General features: G+C 56.0%; 12 protein-coding genes, 6 tRNA genes, 2 rRNA genes and 2 pseudogenes (1 of these 22 only partly in view). 9 read left to right on the top strand and 13 right to left on the bottom strand.

Annotated elements, in window-relative coordinates; all coding sequences use genetic code 11:
* Positions 1-2,427: ribosomal RNA gene (locus ACTG2G_RS08585) — 23S ribosomal RNA — on the top strand; it begins 463 nt to the left of the window's first position.
* Between the two features lie 123 nt (positions 2,428-2,550).
* A 5S ribosomal RNA gene (gene rrf / locus ACTG2G_RS08580) occupies positions 2,551-2,665 on the top strand.
* Positions 2,666-3,018: 353 nt separating this feature from the next.
* On the opposite strand, the pseudogene ACTG2G_RS08575 reads toward rrf, so the two are convergent.
* Positions 3,019-3,917 (bottom strand): annotated as a pseudogene (locus ACTG2G_RS08575) (IS3 family transposase); the annotation flags it as partial.
* A gap of 61 nt (positions 3,918-3,978) precedes the next feature.
* Here ACTG2G_RS08575 and ACTG2G_RS08570 point away from each other — a divergent pair.
* On the top strand, positions 3,979-5,022 hold the full coding sequence (locus ACTG2G_RS08570) for an IS110 family transposase (protein ID WP_439985365.1): 1,044 nt from the start codon (positions 3,979-3,981) through the stop codon (positions 5,020-5,022).
* A gap of 240 nt (positions 5,023-5,262) precedes the next feature.
* Here ACTG2G_RS08570 and ACTG2G_RS08565 read toward each other — a convergent pair.
* The 3 genes and pseudogenes from ACTG2G_RS08565 to ACTG2G_RS08555 all read right to left on the bottom strand — a co-directional run.
* Positions 5,263-5,523, bottom strand: a pseudogene (locus tag ACTG2G_RS08565) (transposase); the annotation flags it as partial.
* A gap of 259 nt (positions 5,524-5,782) precedes the next feature.
* Positions 5,783-6,477, bottom strand: a protein-coding gene (locus ACTG2G_RS08560; protein ID WP_270657729.1) for an IS1 family transposase whose coding sequence is annotated in 2 segments (ribosomal slippage) — positions 5,783-6,231 and positions 6,231-6,477 — 696 coding nt in all. Because the reading frame shifts where the segments join, the coding sequence is not laid out codon by codon here.
* A 149-nt stretch (positions 6,478-6,626) separates the two neighbouring features.
* Positions 6,627-6,714, bottom strand: a tRNA-Ser gene (locus ACTG2G_RS08555).
* A 197-nt stretch (positions 6,715-6,911) separates the two neighbouring features.
* Between ACTG2G_RS08555 and ACTG2G_RS08550 the strand changes: the two genes are divergently transcribed.
* A complete protein-coding gene (locus ACTG2G_RS08550; RefSeq protein WP_042084194.1) occupies positions 6,912-7,661 on the top strand; it encodes a DsbA family protein in 750 nt (249 codons plus the stop codon).
* Positions 7,662-7,956: 295 nt separating this feature from the next.
* Positions 7,957-8,859 carry a sulfite exporter TauE/SafE family protein gene (locus ACTG2G_RS08545; protein ID WP_245099368.1) on the top strand — a complete coding sequence of 301 codons (903 nt, stop codon included), beginning with the start codon at positions 7,957-7,959 and terminating at the stop codon, positions 8,857-8,859.
* On the opposite strand, the gene ACTG2G_RS08540 is transcribed toward ACTG2G_RS08545, so the two are convergent.
* Positions 8,774-9,589 (bottom strand): hypothetical protein, encoded by an 816-nt coding sequence (locus ACTG2G_RS08540; protein ID WP_245099365.1) that lies wholly within the window; start codon positions 9,587-9,589, stop codon positions 8,774-8,776. The genes ACTG2G_RS08545 and ACTG2G_RS08540 overlap by 86 nt on opposite strands.
* Positions 9,590-9,806: 217 nt before the next feature.
* Positions 9,807-11,093, bottom strand: a complete 1,287-nt coding sequence (hemL, locus tag ACTG2G_RS08535) for a glutamate-1-semialdehyde 2,1-aminomutase (RefSeq protein ID WP_076495780.1) — start codon at positions 11,091-11,093, stop codon at positions 9,807-9,809.
* A gap of 244 nt (positions 11,094-11,337) precedes the next feature.
* Here hemL and clcA point away from each other — a divergent pair, with 244 nt between their 5' ends.
* The 3 genes from clcA to erpA all read left to right on the top strand — a co-directional run bounded on the left by clcA (position 11,338) and on the right by erpA (position 13,951).
* Positions 11,338-12,726: a H(+)/Cl(-) exchange transporter ClcA gene (gene clcA, locus ACTG2G_RS08530; protein WP_439985364.1), complete on the top strand. Its 1,389-nt coding sequence runs from the start codon at positions 11,338-11,340 to the stop codon at positions 12,724-12,726.
* A gap of 91 nt (positions 12,727-12,817) precedes the next feature.
* Positions 12,818-13,513 (top strand): DUF6776 family protein, encoded by a 696-nt coding sequence (locus ACTG2G_RS08525; protein WP_005343032.1) that lies wholly within the window; start codon positions 12,818-12,820, stop codon positions 13,511-13,513.
* A gap of 87 nt (positions 13,514-13,600) precedes the next feature.
* The gene (gene erpA, locus ACTG2G_RS08520; RefSeq protein ID WP_005340225.1) at positions 13,601-13,951 is read left to right on the top strand and encodes an iron-sulfur cluster insertion protein ErpA; all 351 of its coding nucleotides are present in this window, start codon (positions 13,601-13,603) and stop codon (positions 13,949-13,951) included.
* A 138-nt stretch (positions 13,952-14,089) separates the two neighbouring features.
* On the opposite strand, the gene nhaC is transcribed toward erpA, so the two are convergent.
* Positions 14,090-15,499 (bottom strand): Na+/H+ antiporter NhaC, encoded by a 1,410-nt coding sequence (gene nhaC, locus ACTG2G_RS08515; RefSeq protein ID WP_047438574.1) that lies wholly within the window; start codon positions 15,497-15,499, stop codon positions 14,090-14,092.
* 301 nt (positions 15,500-15,800) lie between these two features.
* Between nhaC and ACTG2G_RS08510 the strand changes: the two genes are divergently transcribed.
* Entirely contained in the window at positions 15,801-16,010 is a 210-nt protein-coding gene (locus ACTG2G_RS08510) for a hypothetical protein (RefSeq protein WP_005357820.1), read from the top strand.
* Here ACTG2G_RS08510 and ACTG2G_RS08505 read toward each other — a convergent pair.
* From ACTG2G_RS08505 to ACTG2G_RS08480, 6 genes are all read right to left on the bottom strand, one after another.
* On the bottom strand, positions 16,005-16,277 hold the full coding sequence (locus ACTG2G_RS08505) for a late competence development ComFB family protein (RefSeq protein WP_005343036.1): 273 nt from the start codon (positions 16,275-16,277) through the stop codon (positions 16,005-16,007). The genes ACTG2G_RS08510 and ACTG2G_RS08505 overlap by 6 nt on opposite strands.
* Before the next feature lie 109 nt (positions 16,278-16,386).
* Positions 16,387-16,472 (bottom strand) — tRNA-Leu (locus ACTG2G_RS08500).
* Between the two features lie 71 nt (positions 16,473-16,543).
* A tRNA-Leu gene (locus ACTG2G_RS08495) sits at positions 16,544-16,629 on the bottom strand.
* 46 nt (positions 16,630-16,675) lie between these two features.
* A tRNA-Leu gene (locus ACTG2G_RS08490) sits at positions 16,676-16,761 on the bottom strand.
* Between the two features lie 44 nt (positions 16,762-16,805).
* A tRNA-Leu gene (locus tag ACTG2G_RS08485) sits at positions 16,806-16,891 on the bottom strand.
* Positions 16,892-16,944: 53 nt separating this feature from the next.
* Positions 16,945-17,030: transfer RNA gene (locus ACTG2G_RS08480), tRNA-Leu, on the bottom strand.
* Positions 17,031-17,035 lie beyond the last annotated feature (5 nt).

The following is a 17,035-nucleotide window of genomic DNA, read 5'->3' as shown; positions in this document are numbered from 1 at the left end:
AAGGCGAAAAGAACCCCTGTGAGGGGAGTGAAATAGAACCTGAAACCGTGTACGTACAAGCAGTGGGAGCCCTTCGGGGTGACTGCGTACCTTTTGTATAATGGGTCAGCGACTTACATTTTGTAGCGAGGTTAACCGTATAGGGGAGCCGTAGGGAAACCGAGTCTTAACTGGGCGTCTAGTTGCAAGGTGTAGACCCGAAACCGGGTGATCTAGCCATGGGCAGGTTGAAGGTTGAGTAACATCAACTGGAGGACCGAACCCACTAACGTTGCAAAGTTAGGGGATGACCTGTGGCTGGGGGTGAAAGGCCAATCAAACTCGGAGATAGCTGGTTCTCCCCGAAAGCTATTTAGGTAGCGCCTCGGACGAATACTACTGGGGGTAGAGCACTGTTTGGGCTAGGGGGTCATCCCGACTTACCAACCCCATGCAAACTCCGAATACCAGTAAGTAATATCCGGGAGACACACGGCGGGTGCTAACGTCCGTCGTGAAGAGGGAAACAACCCAGACCGCCGGCTAAGGTCCCAAAGTTCTGGTTAAGTGGGAAACGATGTGGGAAGGCTCAGACAGCTAGGATGTTGGCTTAGAAGCAGCCATCATTTAAAGAAAGCGTAATAGCTCACTAGTCGAGTCGGCCTGCGCGGAAGATGTAACGGGGCTCAAACCAGGCACCGAAGCCGCGGATTCACACTTATGTGTGAGTGGTAGGGGAGCGTTCTGTAAGTCTGCGAAGGTGTATCGAGAGGTATGCTGGAGATATCAGAAGTGCGAATGCTGACGTAAGTAACGATAAAGGGGGTGAAAAGCCTCCTCGCCGGAAGACCAAGGGTTCCTGTCCAACGTTAATCGGGGCAGGGTGAGTCGACCCCTAAGGCGAGGCCGAAAGGCGTAGTCGATGGGAAGCAGGTTAATATTCCTGCACGACTTGTAATTGCGATGGGGGGACGGAGAAGGCTAGGTGGGCCAGGCGACGGTTGTCCTGGTGAAAGTGCGTAGGTGGTGTTTCTAGGCAAATCCGGAGACACAACACTGAGACACGAGACGAACACACTACGGTGTGGAAGCCATTGATGCCCTGCTTCCAGGAAAAGCCTCTAAGCTTCAGATTACAAGTCATCGTACCCCAAACCGACACAGGTGGTCGGGTAGAGAATACCAAGGCGCTTGAGAGAACTCGGGTGAAGGAACTAGGCAAAATAGAACCGTAACTTCGGGAGAAGGTTCGCTCCTGACAGTGAAGTCCCTTGCGGATGGAGCAGTTGGGAGTCGCAGTGACCAGATGGCTGGGACTGTTTATCAAAAACACAGCACTCTGCAAACACGAAAGTGGACGTATAGGGTGTGACACCTGCCCGGTGCCGGAAGGTTAATTGATGGGGTTAGCGCAAGCGAAGCTCTTGATCGAAGCCCCGGTAAACGGCGGCCGTAACTATAACGGTCCTAAGGTAGCGAAATTCCTTGTCGGGTAAGTTCCGACCTGCACGAATGGTGTAACCATGGCCATGCTGTCTCCACCCGAGACTCAGTGAAATCGAATTCGCCGTGAAGATGCGGTGTACCCGCGGCTAGACGGAAAGACCCCGTGAACCTTTACTACAGCTTGGCACTGAACATTGAACCTACATGTGTAGGATAGGTGGGAGGCTTTGAAGGCGTGACGCCAGTTGCGCTGGAGCCGTCCTTGAAATACCACCCTTGTATGTTTGATGTTCTAACGCAGGGCCCTGAATCGGGCTCGCGGACAGTGCCTGGTGGGTAGTTTGACTGGGGCGGTCTCCTCCCAAAGAGTAACGGAGGAGCACGAAGGTTGGCTAATCCTGGTCGGACATCAGGAGGTTAGTGCAATGGCATAAGCCAGCTTAACTGCGAGACGGACAGGTCGAGCAGGTACGAAAGTAGGTCATAGTGATCCGGTGGTTCTGAATGGAAGGGCCATCGCTCAACGGATAAAAGGTACTCCGGGGATAACAGGCTGATACCGCCCAAGAGTTCATATCGACGGCGGTGTTTGGCACCTCGATGTCGGCTCATCACATCCTGGGGCTGAAGTCGGTCCCAAGGGTATGGCTGTTCGCCATTTAAAGTGGTACGCGAGCTGGGTTCAGAACGTCGTGAGACAGTTCGGTCCCTATCTGCCGTGGGCGTTGGATGATTGAAGGGAGTTGCTCCTAGTACGAGAGGACCGGAGTGAACGAACCTCTGGTGTTCGGGTTGTCACGCCAGTGGCACTGCCCGGTAGCTAAGTTCGGAATCGATAACCGCTGAAAGCATCTAAGCGGGAAGCGAGCCCTGAGATGAGTCATCCCTGACCCCTTGAGGGTCCTAAAGGGCCGTTGGAGACCACAACGTTGATAGGTGGGGTGTGTAAGCGCGGCGACGTGTTGAGCTAACCCATACTAATTACCCGTGAGGCTTAACCATACAACACCCAAGAAGTGTTCTAAGGCTTGTAGCAAATACCAAGCGAACTACTCAAAATTCAGTGATAGTGACAAGCCAAGCGAAACATCACTACTCACGTCAGCTTTCTAGATTAAGAATTTGCCTGGCGGCCATAGCGCCGTGGAACCACCTGATCCCATGCCGAACTCAGAAGTGAAACGCGGTAGCGCCGATGGTAGTGTGGCATTCGCCATGCGAGAGTAGGACACTGCCAGGCACCCAATACAAGAAACCCCGCTCATCGAGCGGGGTTTTTTATTACCTGAAACTCAGAAGGTAGCCTGATTTTTGATCGGTCCTATCTCCTTTCCTCTGTTCTTATTGTTACTCGCCGCTGCTTTCTGGTTCCACAAATAGCCTGATGTTCCGCTTGGTACTCTTGAACCGCTGTCGCTCTGTATGGCGGCTCTGGCGTAGTCATGACCCACGAATCGTATGCTCGCCTGGCTTGCGATCTTTCCTGGGCATCTGCGTCCTGTGTTAGCTGAAGTCTTTCTTTTTGAGCCCTCTGTTTGTCCATGATTTTGTTAGTCGCCCACTGACGTTATGCCAGAGAGTGTGTTGTAGTGGTCAACTAAATCCGGACACTTGGTTAGGCCGATCTTCGGCTTGTGCTGGCGGTATCCCGTCATTGTGTTGATGTGGACGCCGCCAATTGTAGTAATCCATCAGGTAATAACTGATATCTCGTTTCGCCTCTCGCAAGCTCATATATCCCATAGCCGGGAGCCACTCTGACTTCAGGCTTCTGAACAACCGTTCCATCGGGGCGTTATCCCAGCAGTTGCCACGCCGACTCATGCTCTGGGTCATGCGATAGCGCCACAGTCGTTGCCGAAATGCCCGGCTGCCATATTGGCTGCCCTGGTCGGAGTGAAATAGCACACCGGATGGGCAACCCCGCTGCTGATAAGCCATCTCCAGTGCTTTGATTGCCAATTCTGCATCAGGCTTATCAGACATCGCACAGCCCACGACCCGCCGGGTGTGCAGGTCAAGCACCGCTGCCAGGTAATGCCAGCGACCACCGGCCCTGACGTAGGTGATATCGCCACACCACACCTGATTGGGTTGCTGGACATCAAATTCTCGGGCCAGCAGATTGGGAATGTCCGGTCGTTCAGACTGTGCCACCTTATAGCGGTGTGCGCCCGGCTGTTTGGATGCCAGCTCGGCTTCCTTCATCAGGTTAGGTACTTTGAATCTGCCAATCTGATACCCCAACTCCCGCATCATCGACATCAAGGCACGGCTGCCCGCTGAGTTCCGGCTTTCTTTGAACAAACGGCGCAACTCACAGCGCTGCTGCATACGCTCACGGTTAATCGTCCGCCTGCGAGCCAGATAATCGTAAAAACAGGAGGTGGGAACATCGAAAGCGCAGCAGACCAGGGTGATGGGGGCTTGCTCCCTAATCGGTCTATCAGCGCGTACGTGTGAACTCGTCCGCCATCAAGAGAGCAGTAGCCTAATGGGATGGTCTGCTCCATCTACCCCGCTATGCTGGAGCCAGCATCAAGGAGGCTCATCATGACTCAAGCGCAGATTTACATTTACGGGATCGATTTAGGCAAAAACTGGTTTCACCTGGTGGCGATGGATCGCATGGGGCATGTATTGACCAAGCAAAAGCTCACTCGTTCACAACTGAAACAGTTCATCAGTACGACTCCACCCTGTCGGGTTGCCTTCGAGGCATGTCCTGGTTCGCAATACTGGGGACGCCTGTTCCAACAGGCGGGGTTCGAGCCCAAGATTATTCCCGCTCAATTTGTTAAGCCCTACCTCAAATCGAACAAGAATGACTTCAACGATGCCACCGCCATTGCCGAGGCTGGTAGCAGAGGCACTATGCGCTGTGTCCCGTTGAAATCTCATGAACAGTTGGCATTGCAGGCGACTCATCGCGTCCGTCAGCGTTTCATCGTCGAACGAACCGCCACTGTCAATCAGATGCGAGCGTTGCTGCTGGAATATGGGCTCACCGTGCCAGTCGGCAGAAAAGTCTTCGAGCGCTCTCTGCCGACGATCCTTGAAGATGCCGAGCATGGCTTGCCTGACTTTATCCGCGCTCTGGTATTGCGTCTGAGAGAACGGTGGCAACAGCTGGATATTCAGATTGATGACATGAGCCTCATGCTCGGACAAGCCTCGAGCATATCGAGTTTGTGCCAAAAAATCAGTACCGTCCCCGGCATTGGACCAATTGTCTCAACCGCGTTGATTGCCACAATTGGCAATGGCTCACAATTCAAGAAAGCCCGCGACCTGTCAGCCTGGTTAGGGCTGGTCCCCAGGCAATATTCAACGGGCGGCAAATCTTCGCTCGGCGGGATCAGTAAGCGTGGCAATAGCTATTTAAGGCAAATGGTTATTCAGGGCGCCAAAGCGCTGAAAATTCACATGAAGCGTGACAAATCATCGTTAGGCGAATGGGTCGCCAGGCTAGAGGTCGGCCATCACCACCATGTGGTACTTATCGCCCTGGCCAACAAGATAATGCGAATTTGCTGGAAAGTGCTGACATCCGGCAGGGATTACCAACCGTATCCCAACACGAGTTCAGCCGTTTAACTGATAGAACTCATACCCGGTTTTGCGAGCCCAAAACAGATGAAAGAAGCGTTTACCCCACGACGTTGCAGCCTGGCTAAAAAAGCAGTCTCTCGTGACTGGTAGCTTTATTAGGACGATGACGTGCGGATCCCATCAAGGCCAGAGCCGGAAAACGGCTCACAGACAGGCCGGATACATTGACGCAAACGACTTCTGGAAATCAGTTGAAGCTTGCAGATAAGGAGCAGATCATACATTTTTTAGTATATCCTTTTCACGTTCGAGCCGGTTGATACGGGCTTCCAGCTCCTGAATTTTCCGCTGCTCCGGAGTCAATGCTTTGCTGATTGGGGTTGTACCACAGCGTTCGGATTGAAGCTGCTGAACCCAGCGGTGCAGTACGGTTTCACCAACGTCCAGTGAACGGCTGGCTTCGGGGACTGAATATCCCTGGTCGAGCACCAGGGATGCGGCTTCTAGTTTGAATTCGGCAGTAAATGAGCGACGTAGTCTTGTCATTGAACACCTCAGGTCATGGTGGCGACTGTACCACCTAAAATGGTGTCCGGGATGATTAGACCACTACATGTTGGCTGTGCTAACACGTAGGCGCAGTGGTTGCTGCTTTGGGTCCTTGTTGTTTGGGGTAATAAGGAATTGGGAAGGGAAACGCGCAGGAACGCAGAGGTTCGATGTTGATAGGAGGGCTTGTGGCAGCTATTTAGCCCGCAGGTGAGAAGATCAAGAAAGGAGTTGAAGAAGACGGTAATGACTCCAATCAGTTGAAATGGTGTCTTTCTATAAAGGCACCAATCACTTTCTCGTGGAGCTCAACGGAACGAGAGAAGCAGATGGTCTTGCGAGCCAATCGCTTGATGCGCATTCTGAGCGTCAGGTTGTTACGCTCGATACGCTGGGTGAATATCTTCCCGGTCAGATGCATCTCGCTCGGCACCTCTCTGGCATAGCTTCCCCAATCATCACTGGTGATAAAGCCTATCTGGAACGGAGAAAGCAGGCTCAGCAACCGACGGCATGTCTCATCGTTGCGTGGGCCAAAGGTATATGCCACGACTCGTTTTCTCTTGGTATCAAAAGCATACCAAAGCCAATGTCGATGCTGTTTGTTGCCAACATAGGCCCATTGCTCATCAAGTTCACAGATAAGTGCCACGTCATCGAGCACCACCTTTTCGGAGGTTACTTGCCTTGGGGTGAGTTTTTTAGGGTGCGTATGACTGTGTTGATGCCAATCTTGAGGACGCGAGCAGTATCACGAACACCTGAGCCGTTGAACGCCATATCAACAATCTTGTCTTTGACGCCAGGCTTGCGGGCTTCATAGGTGTAGGTGAGCTGAAACACGTGCGGACAGACGGGGCAACGATAGCGAACATGGCCGGCAGGGGTCTTCCCATGGCGATATACGTGGTCAGAGTTGCAGCGAGGGCAGTGAACGGTGATGGATGCCATGAAGCTGTCGGTCTCAAAAGAGTTCATCATATCAACTCAACCGATCGGATGCATCACCAAGAAGACTAATGTGTTGAGATCTATGAGGAGTGGCAAATTGCAGGCAAACAAAAAGCCCACGCAACATGGTTGCATGGGCTCGGTATGAATGGCGGAGGAGGTGGGATTTGAACCCACGGATGGTCGCCCATCGCCGGTTTTCAAGACCGGTGCATTCAGCCGCTCTGCCACCCCTCCGCAGCAGTGCGGCGAATATTACCATGCTGATCCGGCTTGTAAATCCCCGTCCGGTTCGATTGCTGGTTAATTGCGCTAAACGACATGAAAAAGTGGCAATCAGAGCGTATCAAGCGCTTTTTTGGCCAGATAACTTGACTTGAAAAAAGACTCAACCACTATAGTGGCCTCTATCATATCCTCTGCAAGATAACGTTATGACTATTAAAAATGCCCTGTTTTGCGCGCTGGCTGGTGTGACCCTGCTGGCGACGCCGGTACATGCAAGCGAGCTGACCAAAAGCGATGTCGAGCAAATCGTTCGCGACTATCTGGTCAAGAACCCCGAGATCCTGGTCGAGATGTCCAATGCCCTGCGTGCCAAGCAGGAGAGCCAGCAGGCCGAGAGTGACAAGGCGCTGATCAAGGCTCACTCCAAGCAGCTTTATGCCAATCAGGATCCCGAGATGGGGAATCCGAAGGCGTCGCTGACCATTGTGGAGTTTTTCGATTACAACTGCGGTTACTGCAAACGGGCCCATCCGCTGGTCAAGCAGCTGATGGCGGAAGATAAAGATATCCGTTACATCTACAAGCAGTTCCCCATTCTGAGCGAGTCCTCCTACTTCGCCGCCCGTGCTGCGCTGGCGGTCCAGCTGGGTCAGCCTGACAAGTACCAGGCGTTCCACGAAAAGCTCTATACCCATCAGGGCCCGCTCGCTGATGAAGCACAGGTCAAGCAGTTGGCTGTGGCGGCCGGTGTTGACTGGAGCAAGGTGGAGGCCAAGATCAAGGATGGCAGCATTGACCAGAACCTCGGTACCAACCGTGCGCTGGCTGAAGCGCTCGGTATCTCCGGTACTCCGGCCTTCATCATCGGTGATCAGATCCTGCGCGGTGCCCCCCGTGATCTGGCCAGCCTGAAGGGGTTTATCAAGGACGTGCGTGCCGGCAAGAGCATTCAATAAGCAGTTGTCATGGTCGAGGCCCAGCGCCCCGGCCAGATACAGAAAGAGGGTCGGTATCACTACCGGCCCTCTTTTTTATTATGTCCTTTGGCACAAGTGGTCGTCGCGAAAGGACCATAACAACGTGCTCAGGACCCGGCCTGTTGGCCTCAGTAACAAGTATTAGCAGAGTCGTTCGGAGTCTATTGATAAATTTTTCGCCTCGCAGAGGTGTGTCGTGAGCATTGCTTAATTCCGGTCAAGATTTTTTCTGCTGCTTGCCTTAGAATCGCCGCCCGTTGCAGGAGAAACCCCTATGTTAGTTGATATTTTACGGCTGGTTTTTATAGCCGGAGGCCTCGTATTCATCTTTATGCTGGTGCAAGCCTGCTGGCGGAAGAAGCAGAGTGGATCCTTTGAGGCGACCCCCTTCTGGCCGGTGGCGTTGATCGGTGGGGTTGCCAACTTCCTCGATACCCTAGGGGTGGGCAGCTTTGCGGTAAAGACCGCCTGCTACAAGCAGTTCAAGCTGATCGATGACCGGGTGCTGCCGGGTACCCTCAATGGGCAGTGTGTGCTGCCGACCGTGACTCAGTCGCTGATCTTCGTCGGCGCAGTAGCAGTGGAACCGCTGACGCTGATCAGCATGATGATGGCCGCCGCCGCAGGCGCAGCTTGGGGGGCTCGCCATGTGGCCTCATTTGATCGGCAGACCATCCGGTTGGTGATGGCTATCTCCTTACTGATCGTCGCAGGGCTTATCTTTGCCGGTCTGCTGGGTCTTTTCCCCGTTGGTGGAGATGCGATGGGGCTCAGCGGCTACCAGTTGGCGATCGCCTTGCTCGGCAACTTCATCTTCGGAGTGTTGATGAATGTCGGTATCGGCTTGTTTGCCCCCTGCATGACACTGGTTTATCTGCTGGGGATGAATCCGCTGGCGGCGTTTCCCATCATGATGGGCTCCACCGCCGTGCTTAGCGTTTTCTCCGCAGGCACCTTTATCCGCAAAGGGGCGTTTGATGCCAAAGCCGTGCTGGCGGTGGCCATCTTCGGCCCCATCGGTGTGGTGCTGGCCGCCATGCTGGTCAAATCCATGGATATGGAGATGCTGAAGTGGCTGGTTGCCTTTATCGTCATTTATACCTCCTGGACCATGTACGCCTCCTGGCGGGCGGCGCGTCGCTCCCCTGTGCAACTGGCGGTGGAGAGCGTAGGCTAGCCTGTACCAGTGCCGCTTCGGCCTTGGCCCCCAGAAAAACATAGAGGCCAAGCGCCAGCAGCAAACCCACCGCACACCCCATCACTCCGACCGCTGGCCAGAGCAGCTCGCTCTGGCCGAGCGAGCCTTTGAACAGCAGCAACAGCCCCTCGATGGAGACCGCGATCAGAATGGCAGCGATAAAGCGGGTGATGGTGCGGCGAATGGCGCTGTGGCGGAAGATATCCTTATGCAGCAGTACCTCCTCTTCCAGAATGGTCTTGCCCAGATCGAACACCGCCAGTGCCAGCGTCAGGAAGATGATGGCGCTAAAGGCGCCGAGCTGGTTCTGCTGCTCGCCGCACAATAGCTGGTAGAGCTGCTCCAGCCCGTGCCAGATCAGGGTAGCGACGATGAGAAACAGCGCCATGCTGAGCACTACATAGACCGCCTTGAACCAGGGCATGGCGCGGCGGCGCTCCCTGTCCCCCATCAACCAGCCAATCAGCTGATTCAGACAGACGGTGATCTCCCGTCCTTGCCCCTGCACGATAAGGTGCAACCGGTTATGGGCGGCCGGTGCCGCAGGCTGGATGCACATCGGCCCCTGATAGTGGTCAATGCTGACGACAAAGGGATACCCCTTGAGCGAGACAAGGGGGGCGCTGAGCAGCCCCTGCAGTAGCGGGGTCAACTCCTCCTGATACTCCTGATAGCGCCGCAGCACATCGATGGGGCTCATCTCTGCCATATGGACCTCGGTGACGTGGGCTCTTGTGGTGAATGTGCAAATAGTGTGCCTGCTTTATGACAGGGATGGCAGGGCAAGTTGCACCAGAGGATGACAAATTGGTGAGTGACGAAGAGGGAATGCACCAGAAATGGGCGTATCGATGCCCTGTCTGGTGATGAAGGCACTGCAATAGAAAAGGGCCCATGACGGGCCCTTTGCGACAACCAGCGGCGATTTAGCCAGCCAGCTTGGCGAAGCTGCGCTCTGCGGCAGCCAGGGTATGTTCGATCTCCTTGTCGCCGTGAGCCAATGACAGGAAGCCCGCCTCGTAGGCGCTCGGCGCCAGATAGACGCCCTCTTCCAGCATGAGATGGTAGAAGCGCTTGAAGCGTTCCATATCGCAGCGAGTGACCTGCTCATAGCGGGTGATTTCGTTCTCTTCGGTGAAGAAGAAGCCGAACATGCCGCCCACATAGTTGATGGCGAGCGGGATACCGTGTTTGGCTGCGGCCGCTTTCAGCCCTTCTGCAACCCGCGCAGTCTTGGCGCTCAGCTGCTCATAGAGACCCGGCTCCAGCAGCAGATCCAGCATGGTCAGACCGGCAGCCATGGCTACCGGGTTACCGGAGAGAGTTCCCGCCTGATAGACAGGGCCGGTCGGGGCGATGTGCTGCATCACCTTCTTCTTGCCGCCGAAGGCGCCAACAGGCATGCCGGCACCGATGATCTTGCCAAGGGTGGTGAGATCCGGGTCGATGTTGTAGTGACCCTGAGCACCACGTAAGGAGACGCGGAAGCCAGTCATCACCTCGTCCAGGATCAGCAGGGCACCGAACTCGTCACAGATGGCGCGCAGCCCTTCCAGGAAGCCGGGGACCGGCGGGATGCAGTTCATGTTGCCTGCGACCGGCTCGACGATGATACAGGCGATCTCGCTGCCGTACTGAGTGAAGGCTTCACGCACCGAATCCAGATCGTTGAACACACAGGTCAGGGTGTGCTTGGCGAAATCAGCCGGTACGCCCGGGCTGTTGGGCTGACCCAGGGTCAGGGCGCCGGAACCGGCCTTGACCAGCAGGGAGTCGGCGTGGCCGTGGTAGCAGCCTTCGAATTTGACGATCTTGTCGCGGCCGGTGTAGCCACGGGCCAGCCGGATGGCGCTCATGGTCGCTTCGGTGCCGGAGTTGACCATCCGCACCTGCTCCATGGAGGGGACGATCTGACGTACTTTCTCGGCCATCAGCACTTCGATCTCGGTCGGCGCGCCGTAGCTCAGCCCTTTTTCCACCGCCTTGATGACGGCGGCCTTGATAGCCGGGTGGTTGTGGCCCAGCAGCATGGGGCCCCAGGAACCGATGTAATCCACATAGGCCTGGCCATCCACGTCATAGAGGTAGGCGCCATCGGCGTGATCGATGAAGCGGGGTGTACCGCCGACCCCATTGAAGGCGCGGACCGGTGAGTTGACGCCACCCGGAATGGTCTGGCGGGCCTGTTCAAACAGCTGATCTGATTTTGACATGGATCATCCTTAATGGGATTTTGGTCGTCACGCGGGAGAAAGCAGTCGATCGAGACTCGGCAGGTAGGGGCATCAGGAGTATGCTTTGCGCTCTCGCCACCCGGACTCTCGGTCTGCTCCCGTGACAAAAATTTAACGGGCCGACTATAGCAGAAAGCCCCAGCCCTGGGCAGCCGAGCAACGCGCCGGGTGATCCTGATCTCAGCTAGCTTACGATATGGTGTTTCCAAGTTGGTGTAACAAGATGGCGCAACAAGCTCTCTCCTCTGAAGCCGATACCTCTTTGCGGGGGCCGCTTTCCCGCATTATCCGGCAAGACAAGATGCCCTTGCTGGTGCTGCTGCTGGCAGCGTTGGTCGGCACCCTGGCCGGACTGGTGTGCGGTCTGTTCGAATCGGGTGTCCACTGGCTGGCAGAACAACGTATCGATTTGCTGGCAGACCGTCCCTGGTGGCAGCTCGGTCTGCTTGGCTTTGGCTTCAGCGCCTTGCTGGGATTTGTCGGCTACTTCCTCACTCATACCTTTGCCCCGGAAGCGGGTGGTTCCGGCATTCCCGAGATCGAGGGGGCGATGGACGATCTGCGCCCGGTGCGGTGGTGGCGGGTGTTGCCGGTCAAGTTCTTCGGTGGCATCTGCACCCTGAGCTCCGGCATGGTGCTGGGGAGGGAGGGGCCCTCGGTGCAGATCGGTGGCAACCTCGGCAAGATGGTGGCGGATATCTTCCGGTTGCCCAAGGAGCATGGTCATGCCCTGTTGGCCGCCGGTGCGGCGGGCGGTCTGGCGGCAGCCTTCAATGCGCCGTTGGCAGGCATCCTGTTCGTGATGGAGGAGATGCGACCGCAGTTTCGCTACTCCTTCCTGGCTATCAAGGCGGTGGGCATCTCCGCCATCATGGCTACCCTGATGCTGCAAAACATGAAGGGGCAGGGGGCGGTGATCACTCTGCCCCACTACGATGCGCCAGCCCTCAAGGCGCTCTGGCTGTTCCTCTTTATGGGGGCCACCTTCGGGGTGCTCGGTTTTGTCTTCAACAAGCTGGTGCTGGCCTGTCAGGATGGCTATCTGGCGCTGCACCAGAACAAGCGCCACCGTTTTGTGGCCATCGGCATGCTGGTCGCCGGAACGTTCGGTGTGCTGTCGCTGTTTGCCCCCTCGGTGACGGGGGGCGGCACCGAGCTTATTCCTCACCTGATGGGGGATGAGTATGCGATGGCGACCCTGTTCCTCATCTTCTCGGTGCGGTTGGTTGCGACCCTCATCTGCTTCTGCTCCGGTGCCCCGGGCGGGGTGTTTGCGCCGACCCTGGCGTTGGGCACTCTGTTTGGCGTGGTGTTCGGCCATCTGTTTCATGCGGCTTTTCCGGAGCTTGGCATCGAGCCCGGCGCCTTTGCTATCGCCGGAATGGGGGCGCTGTTTGCTGCCACCGTGCGTGCCCCCATCACCGGTATCGTGCTGGTCACCGAGATGACCGACAACTATCAGCTGATCCTGCCGATGATGATCACCACGGTCGGGGCGACTCTGGTTGCCCAGTGGCTGGGTGGCCGGCCCATCTATTCCCAGATCCTGGAGCGAACTTTACGGCTCGCCGCGCGTCAAAAGCGGGGTGATGGCAGCGCCACGGCCAGTTAATTTTTCCCTTTATCGCCTGTAACCTCGGTCCGGGCGGTATAGTGAAGGGAGAGGCGCTGCCGTAAATGGCGTGATAACGGGATGAGGGGCTATGTCCAATCTATTGAAGTTATTGGTCGTGTTAGCCGTTGGCGGGCTCATCGGTTACTTTGTCGGGAACCGTCAGGAGCTGGCTCAGAGCAGTCTGTTGGTGGTACAGCAGGAGACGCTGGATCGTCAGGGCAAGGCCATCGGCCAGCTCAAGACCGAATTGGGGGTGAAAGATACCCAGCTGGCGACCCAGAAAGCGGCCTTTGAGCAGTTGCAGACCACCCTGAAGAGTCAGGAGGCGCAGGTGCAGGAGCTCAAGCGCCAGCTGGCCTTTTTCGAGCGGATCATGCGCCCCACCGGCGAACAGGTGGGGGTGGTGATCGACAACCTGACCTTGCAGGAGACCAGCATTCCCGGTCGCTACCACTATCGTCTCGCCCTGACCCAGCCTGCCAAGAAGCGGGAGCTGTTCCGTGGTCAGGTGCAGATCCGGGTAGAGGGGAGCCTGGCCGACAAGCCGAAGACGCTAACCGGTCGCGATCTCGGGATGAAGGTGAGCGAGTGGCGCTATGCCCTGCGTTATTTCCAGCTGCTGGAAGGGAATTGGCAGTTGCCGGAAGGCTTTGTGCCGGATCGGATCCGTGTCACCATCAACAAGGATGGCAGGCAACCGGCGCAAGAGCTGCTGGTTGAGTGGGGTGAGGTGATCAAGCCGCTGGTCGCCGCACCGCCTGCTCCGGTTCCCGCGGCCGGTTAAACGTGGTGAATACTTGAACTGAATGGTCGGGTATTGGATAATTTCGCGGTTTCCATGTTTGTGGATCTAATGGTTGTGAGGTCAGTAATGAGTGCAGTAGCAGAAGCCCCGCTGCCCATCCAGATGACGGATGCGGCGGCCAACAAGGTGAAGAACCTGATCACCGAGGAAGAGAATCCCGAGCTGAAGCTGCGGGTATACATCACGGGTGGGGGCTGCTCCGGTTTCCAGTATGGCTTTACCTTTGATGAGAAGATCAACGACGGGGACACCGTAGTCGAGAAGAATGGCGTCACCATGGTGATCGATCCCATGAGCCTGCAATATCTGGTTGGCGGCAGTGTGGATTACACCGAGGGCCTGGAGGGTTCACGCTTTACCGTGACCAACCCCAATGCCACCACGACCTGTGGCTGTGGCTCCAGCTTCTCCATCTGATCGGCATATCGGTCTGATGAAACGGCTCTCGGCAACGAGGGCTGTTTTTGTTTGTGGTGATCAGTTAGCTCCATCAAACAGCATTTCTCTGAAACAACAAAGGCGCCTCGATGGCGCCTTTGTTGTTTGCAGGATGGCTTAGCGGGAGCTTGCCGCCGCGACCAGCGGGACCCGGTTCACTGCCTTGCCCATGTAGGCGAGGGTGATGGTCACAATGATGCAGGTGAAGCTCAGCCACATGTAGGGCAGGTAGTCTAGGGTTGCCACCCCCAGAACCCCGGCCATGAAGATGCCGTTGTCGCTCCAGGGCACCATGCCGCAGGTGAGGGTGCCGCCAAACTCGGCGTTGCGAGAGAGGTTCTTGCGCGCCAGTCCCAGTCGGTCGTAGTTCTTGGCCATGATCTTGGGGGTCAGGATCAGCGACACATACATTGCCGAGCCAAACACGTTGGCCAGAAACGCGGTGCCGATGGTGTGGCTGGTCAGGCTGCCGACGCTGTTGATGCGCTTCTCGAAGGCGCTGGCGATCACTTCCAGAATACCGACCTTCTCCAGCAGGCCGCCAAACCCGAGACCGAAGATGATGACCGCAACCGAGCCCAGCATGGACTCCATGCCGCCGCGACCTAGAATGTTGTCGATAAAATCGATGCCGGAGGTGATGGCAAAAGGACTATAAGCCGAGTGCATCGCCTTGACCGGATCCATGCCCTGGAAGGCGATGGCCCAGATCAGGCCCAGCAGGGCACCGAAGCTGATCACCGGGAAGGCGGGCTTGCGATTGGCCAACAGGCCCAGCACCAGCACCACCGGCACTATGGCCAGCGGGGTGATATTGAACTGGTTGTCGAGAGCCTCCATCACCAGATTGACCTGCTCCAGGCTGACGTTGCCCGAATACTGCATGCCCACCACGGTGAATAGCACGGCGGTGATGACATAGGAGAGCAGGCTGATCGGCAGCATCCCCTTGATATGCTCCACCACGTCGACGTTGGACATGGTCGAAGCCAGCACTACTGAGTCGGAGAGCGGAGAGAGCTTGTCACCGAAGTAGACGCCGGAGAGCACGGCACCGGCTACCAGTGGCGCAGGCACGCCGAGGCTGTGGCCGATCCCCATCATGGCGATGCCGGCCGTGGCAGCAGAGCCCCAGGAGGTGCCGGTGGCCAGCGAGGTCAGGGAGCAGATGATCAAGGTTGCCAGCAGGAAGATGGACGGATGGATCACCTTGAGGCCGAAATAGATGATGCTGGGAACAATGCCGCCGGCAATCCAGGTGCCGACCAGGGCACCGACGGAGACCAGGATCAGGATGGCCCCCATTCCCTTGGCAACGCCGTCAACGGCAGCCTGCTCCAGGGATTTGTAATCGTGGCCAAGTTTGATGCCAAGCCCCATGATGACGAACCAGGCGATGAACAACGCCAGCTGGATCGGCAGATCGAGCACGCTGGTGAACGAGAATGCCAGGGCCAGGAAAATGGCCAGACAGGCAAATACCTGTGCCATGCCCGGTAGTCGGATGTGGTTTTGTTGGTTTTGCATAGATACTTCCTAAACTCTTGCTCGCCAAGGTCACTCCCTCTCGTCCTGTGGATACATCGATCCCGAGGGGGCAACCCAAAAAGAGGCCGCAATCTACCACAAACCCGGCGGGTTAAAGCCCCATCAAATTGGCAAAAATGCACATTTGATTGAAAAAATCACAAATTAGTTGATCTCATAACCCGTTTTTGAGCGGCCTGTTGACACAAAGGGCCACATACGAAGCTTGCTCGTGACGCCACTTGCATCCCCAGTAGATGAAGATGATAATTATTATCAATTGTTGATTGGGGAGAAAACAATGCGCTGGATATTGCGGGGTATGATGTTGCTGGTGGCGGTGGCCGTACTCGCATGGGGTCAGGATAAAGAGTACGGCACCTGGAGTGCCGGTTTTCTGCTGGCTGCCTGGGTGATGCTGGAGCCCGGATTGCGGCCCGCCTTGATCTTGCTGCCAGTGGCCGGGTTGACCGGTATCGTTACCCTGCTCTGGCAGCAGCCCTGGTTATGAGCTTTTGACGGGAGCCTGCTTGATCTTCTGCTGTGCCACCTTGAGCGATTCGACCACCAGCTTTTCCATTTCGGTGCGCTTGGCGTCGGTCAGGAAGTAGATCATGTCGACATTGTGGCGAATATAGTGGGCCGGAAGCTGGTTGAGGGTGAGGCAGCAGAGGTCGGCCATCTGATCGCTGTTGAGCTTTTGCTGCAGCCCCTGTTTCTCAATCTCCTTGAGCACCAGATGTTCGTAAAAGTTGTGAATGTCGGTATCCAGTATCATATGCGTTCCTTGGCATGACGATGAGCGGTGAGTCGTCAAAAGCATAGCCATAACAAGGAGTAAAAACAAAAGGCCCATCACTTTCGTGATGGGCCTTTTGCGTAATGAATGGTGCGAAGAGAGGGACTCGAACCCTCACATCCGTGGGACACTAACACCTGAAGCTAGCGCGTCTACCAATTCCGCCACCTTCGCACACTGATTTTCTCCAGCTGGTTTTTAAATGCGGTTGGAGCGCATTGCTCTGTTTTTACATGTCAGAAGCATGGTGCGAAGAGAGGGACTCGAACCCTCACACCCGGGGGGCACTAACACCTGAAGCTAGCGCGTCTACCAATTCCGCCACCTTCGCACATTCGGGTTTCCAGTCTGGATTTACATGCTGTCTGGATAAAGCATGGTGCGAAGAGAGGGACTCGAACCCTCACATCCGTGGGACACTAACACCTGAAGCTAGCGCGTCTACCAATTCCGCCACCTTCGCACATTGTGTTACCAGTTTTGATTTACATGCTGTCTGGAGAAGCATGGTGCGAAGAGAGGGACTCGAACCCTCACACCCGGGGGGCACTAACACCTGAAGCTAGCGCGTCTACCAATTCCGCCACCTTCGCACATTCGGGTTTTCTAGTTGGATTTACATGCTGCTGAATCAGCATGGCAGTATTGGTGCGAAGAGAGGGACTCGAACCCTCACATCCGTGGGACACTAACACCTGAAGCTAGCGCGTCTACCAATTCCGCCACCTTCGCATCAC

The sequence above is a fragment of the Aeromonas sp. 55A genome (assembly GCF_051919665.1).
Taxonomy (GTDB): Bacteria; Pseudomonadota; Gammaproteobacteria; order Enterobacterales; family Aeromonadaceae; genus Aeromonas; species Aeromonas veronii.
The sequence above is the reverse complement of the archived record's forward strand: the minus strand, read 5'-3'. Positions and strand labels throughout refer to the sequence as shown.

Bases quoted from the DNA above. Each gene is read 5' to 3' on its own strand.
- hemL (WP_076495780.1), bottom strand. From the start codon at position 11,093: ATGTCAAAATCAGATCAGCTGTTTGAACAGGCCCGCCAGACCATTCCG.
- ACTG2G_RS08570 (WP_439985365.1), top strand. From the start codon at position 3,979: ATGACTCAAGCGCAGATTTACATTTACGGGATCGATTTAGGCAAAAAC.
- ACTG2G_RS08550 (WP_042084194.1), top strand. From the start codon at position 6,912: ATGACTATTAAAAATGCCCTGTTTTGCGCGCTGGCTGGTGTGACCCTG.
- clcA (WP_439985364.1), top strand. From the start codon at position 11,338: ATGGCGCAACAAGCTCTCTCCTCTGAAGCCGATACCTCTTTGCGGGGG.
- ACTG2G_RS08505 (WP_005343036.1), bottom strand. From the start codon at position 16,277: ATGATACTGGATACCGACATTCACAACTTTTACGAACATCTGGTGCTC.
- ACTG2G_RS08525 (WP_005343032.1), top strand. From the start codon at position 12,818: ATGTCCAATCTATTGAAGTTATTGGTCGTGTTAGCCGTTGGCGGGCTC.
- nhaC (WP_047438574.1), bottom strand. From the start codon at position 15,499: ATGCAAAACCAACAAAACCACATCCGACTACCGGGCATGGCACAGGTA.
- ACTG2G_RS08545 (WP_245099368.1), top strand. From the start codon at position 7,957: ATGTTAGTTGATATTTTACGGCTGGTTTTTATAGCCGGAGGCCTCGTA.
- ACTG2G_RS08540 (WP_245099365.1), bottom strand. From the start codon at position 9,589: ATGGCAGAGATGAGCCCCATCGATGTGCTGCGGCGCTATCAGGAGTAT.
- ACTG2G_RS08510 (WP_005357820.1), top strand. From the start codon at position 15,801: ATGCGCTGGATATTGCGGGGTATGATGTTGCTGGTGGCGGTGGCCGTA.
- erpA (WP_005340225.1), top strand. From the start codon at position 13,601: ATGAGTGCAGTAGCAGAAGCCCCGCTGCCCATCCAGATGACGGATGCG.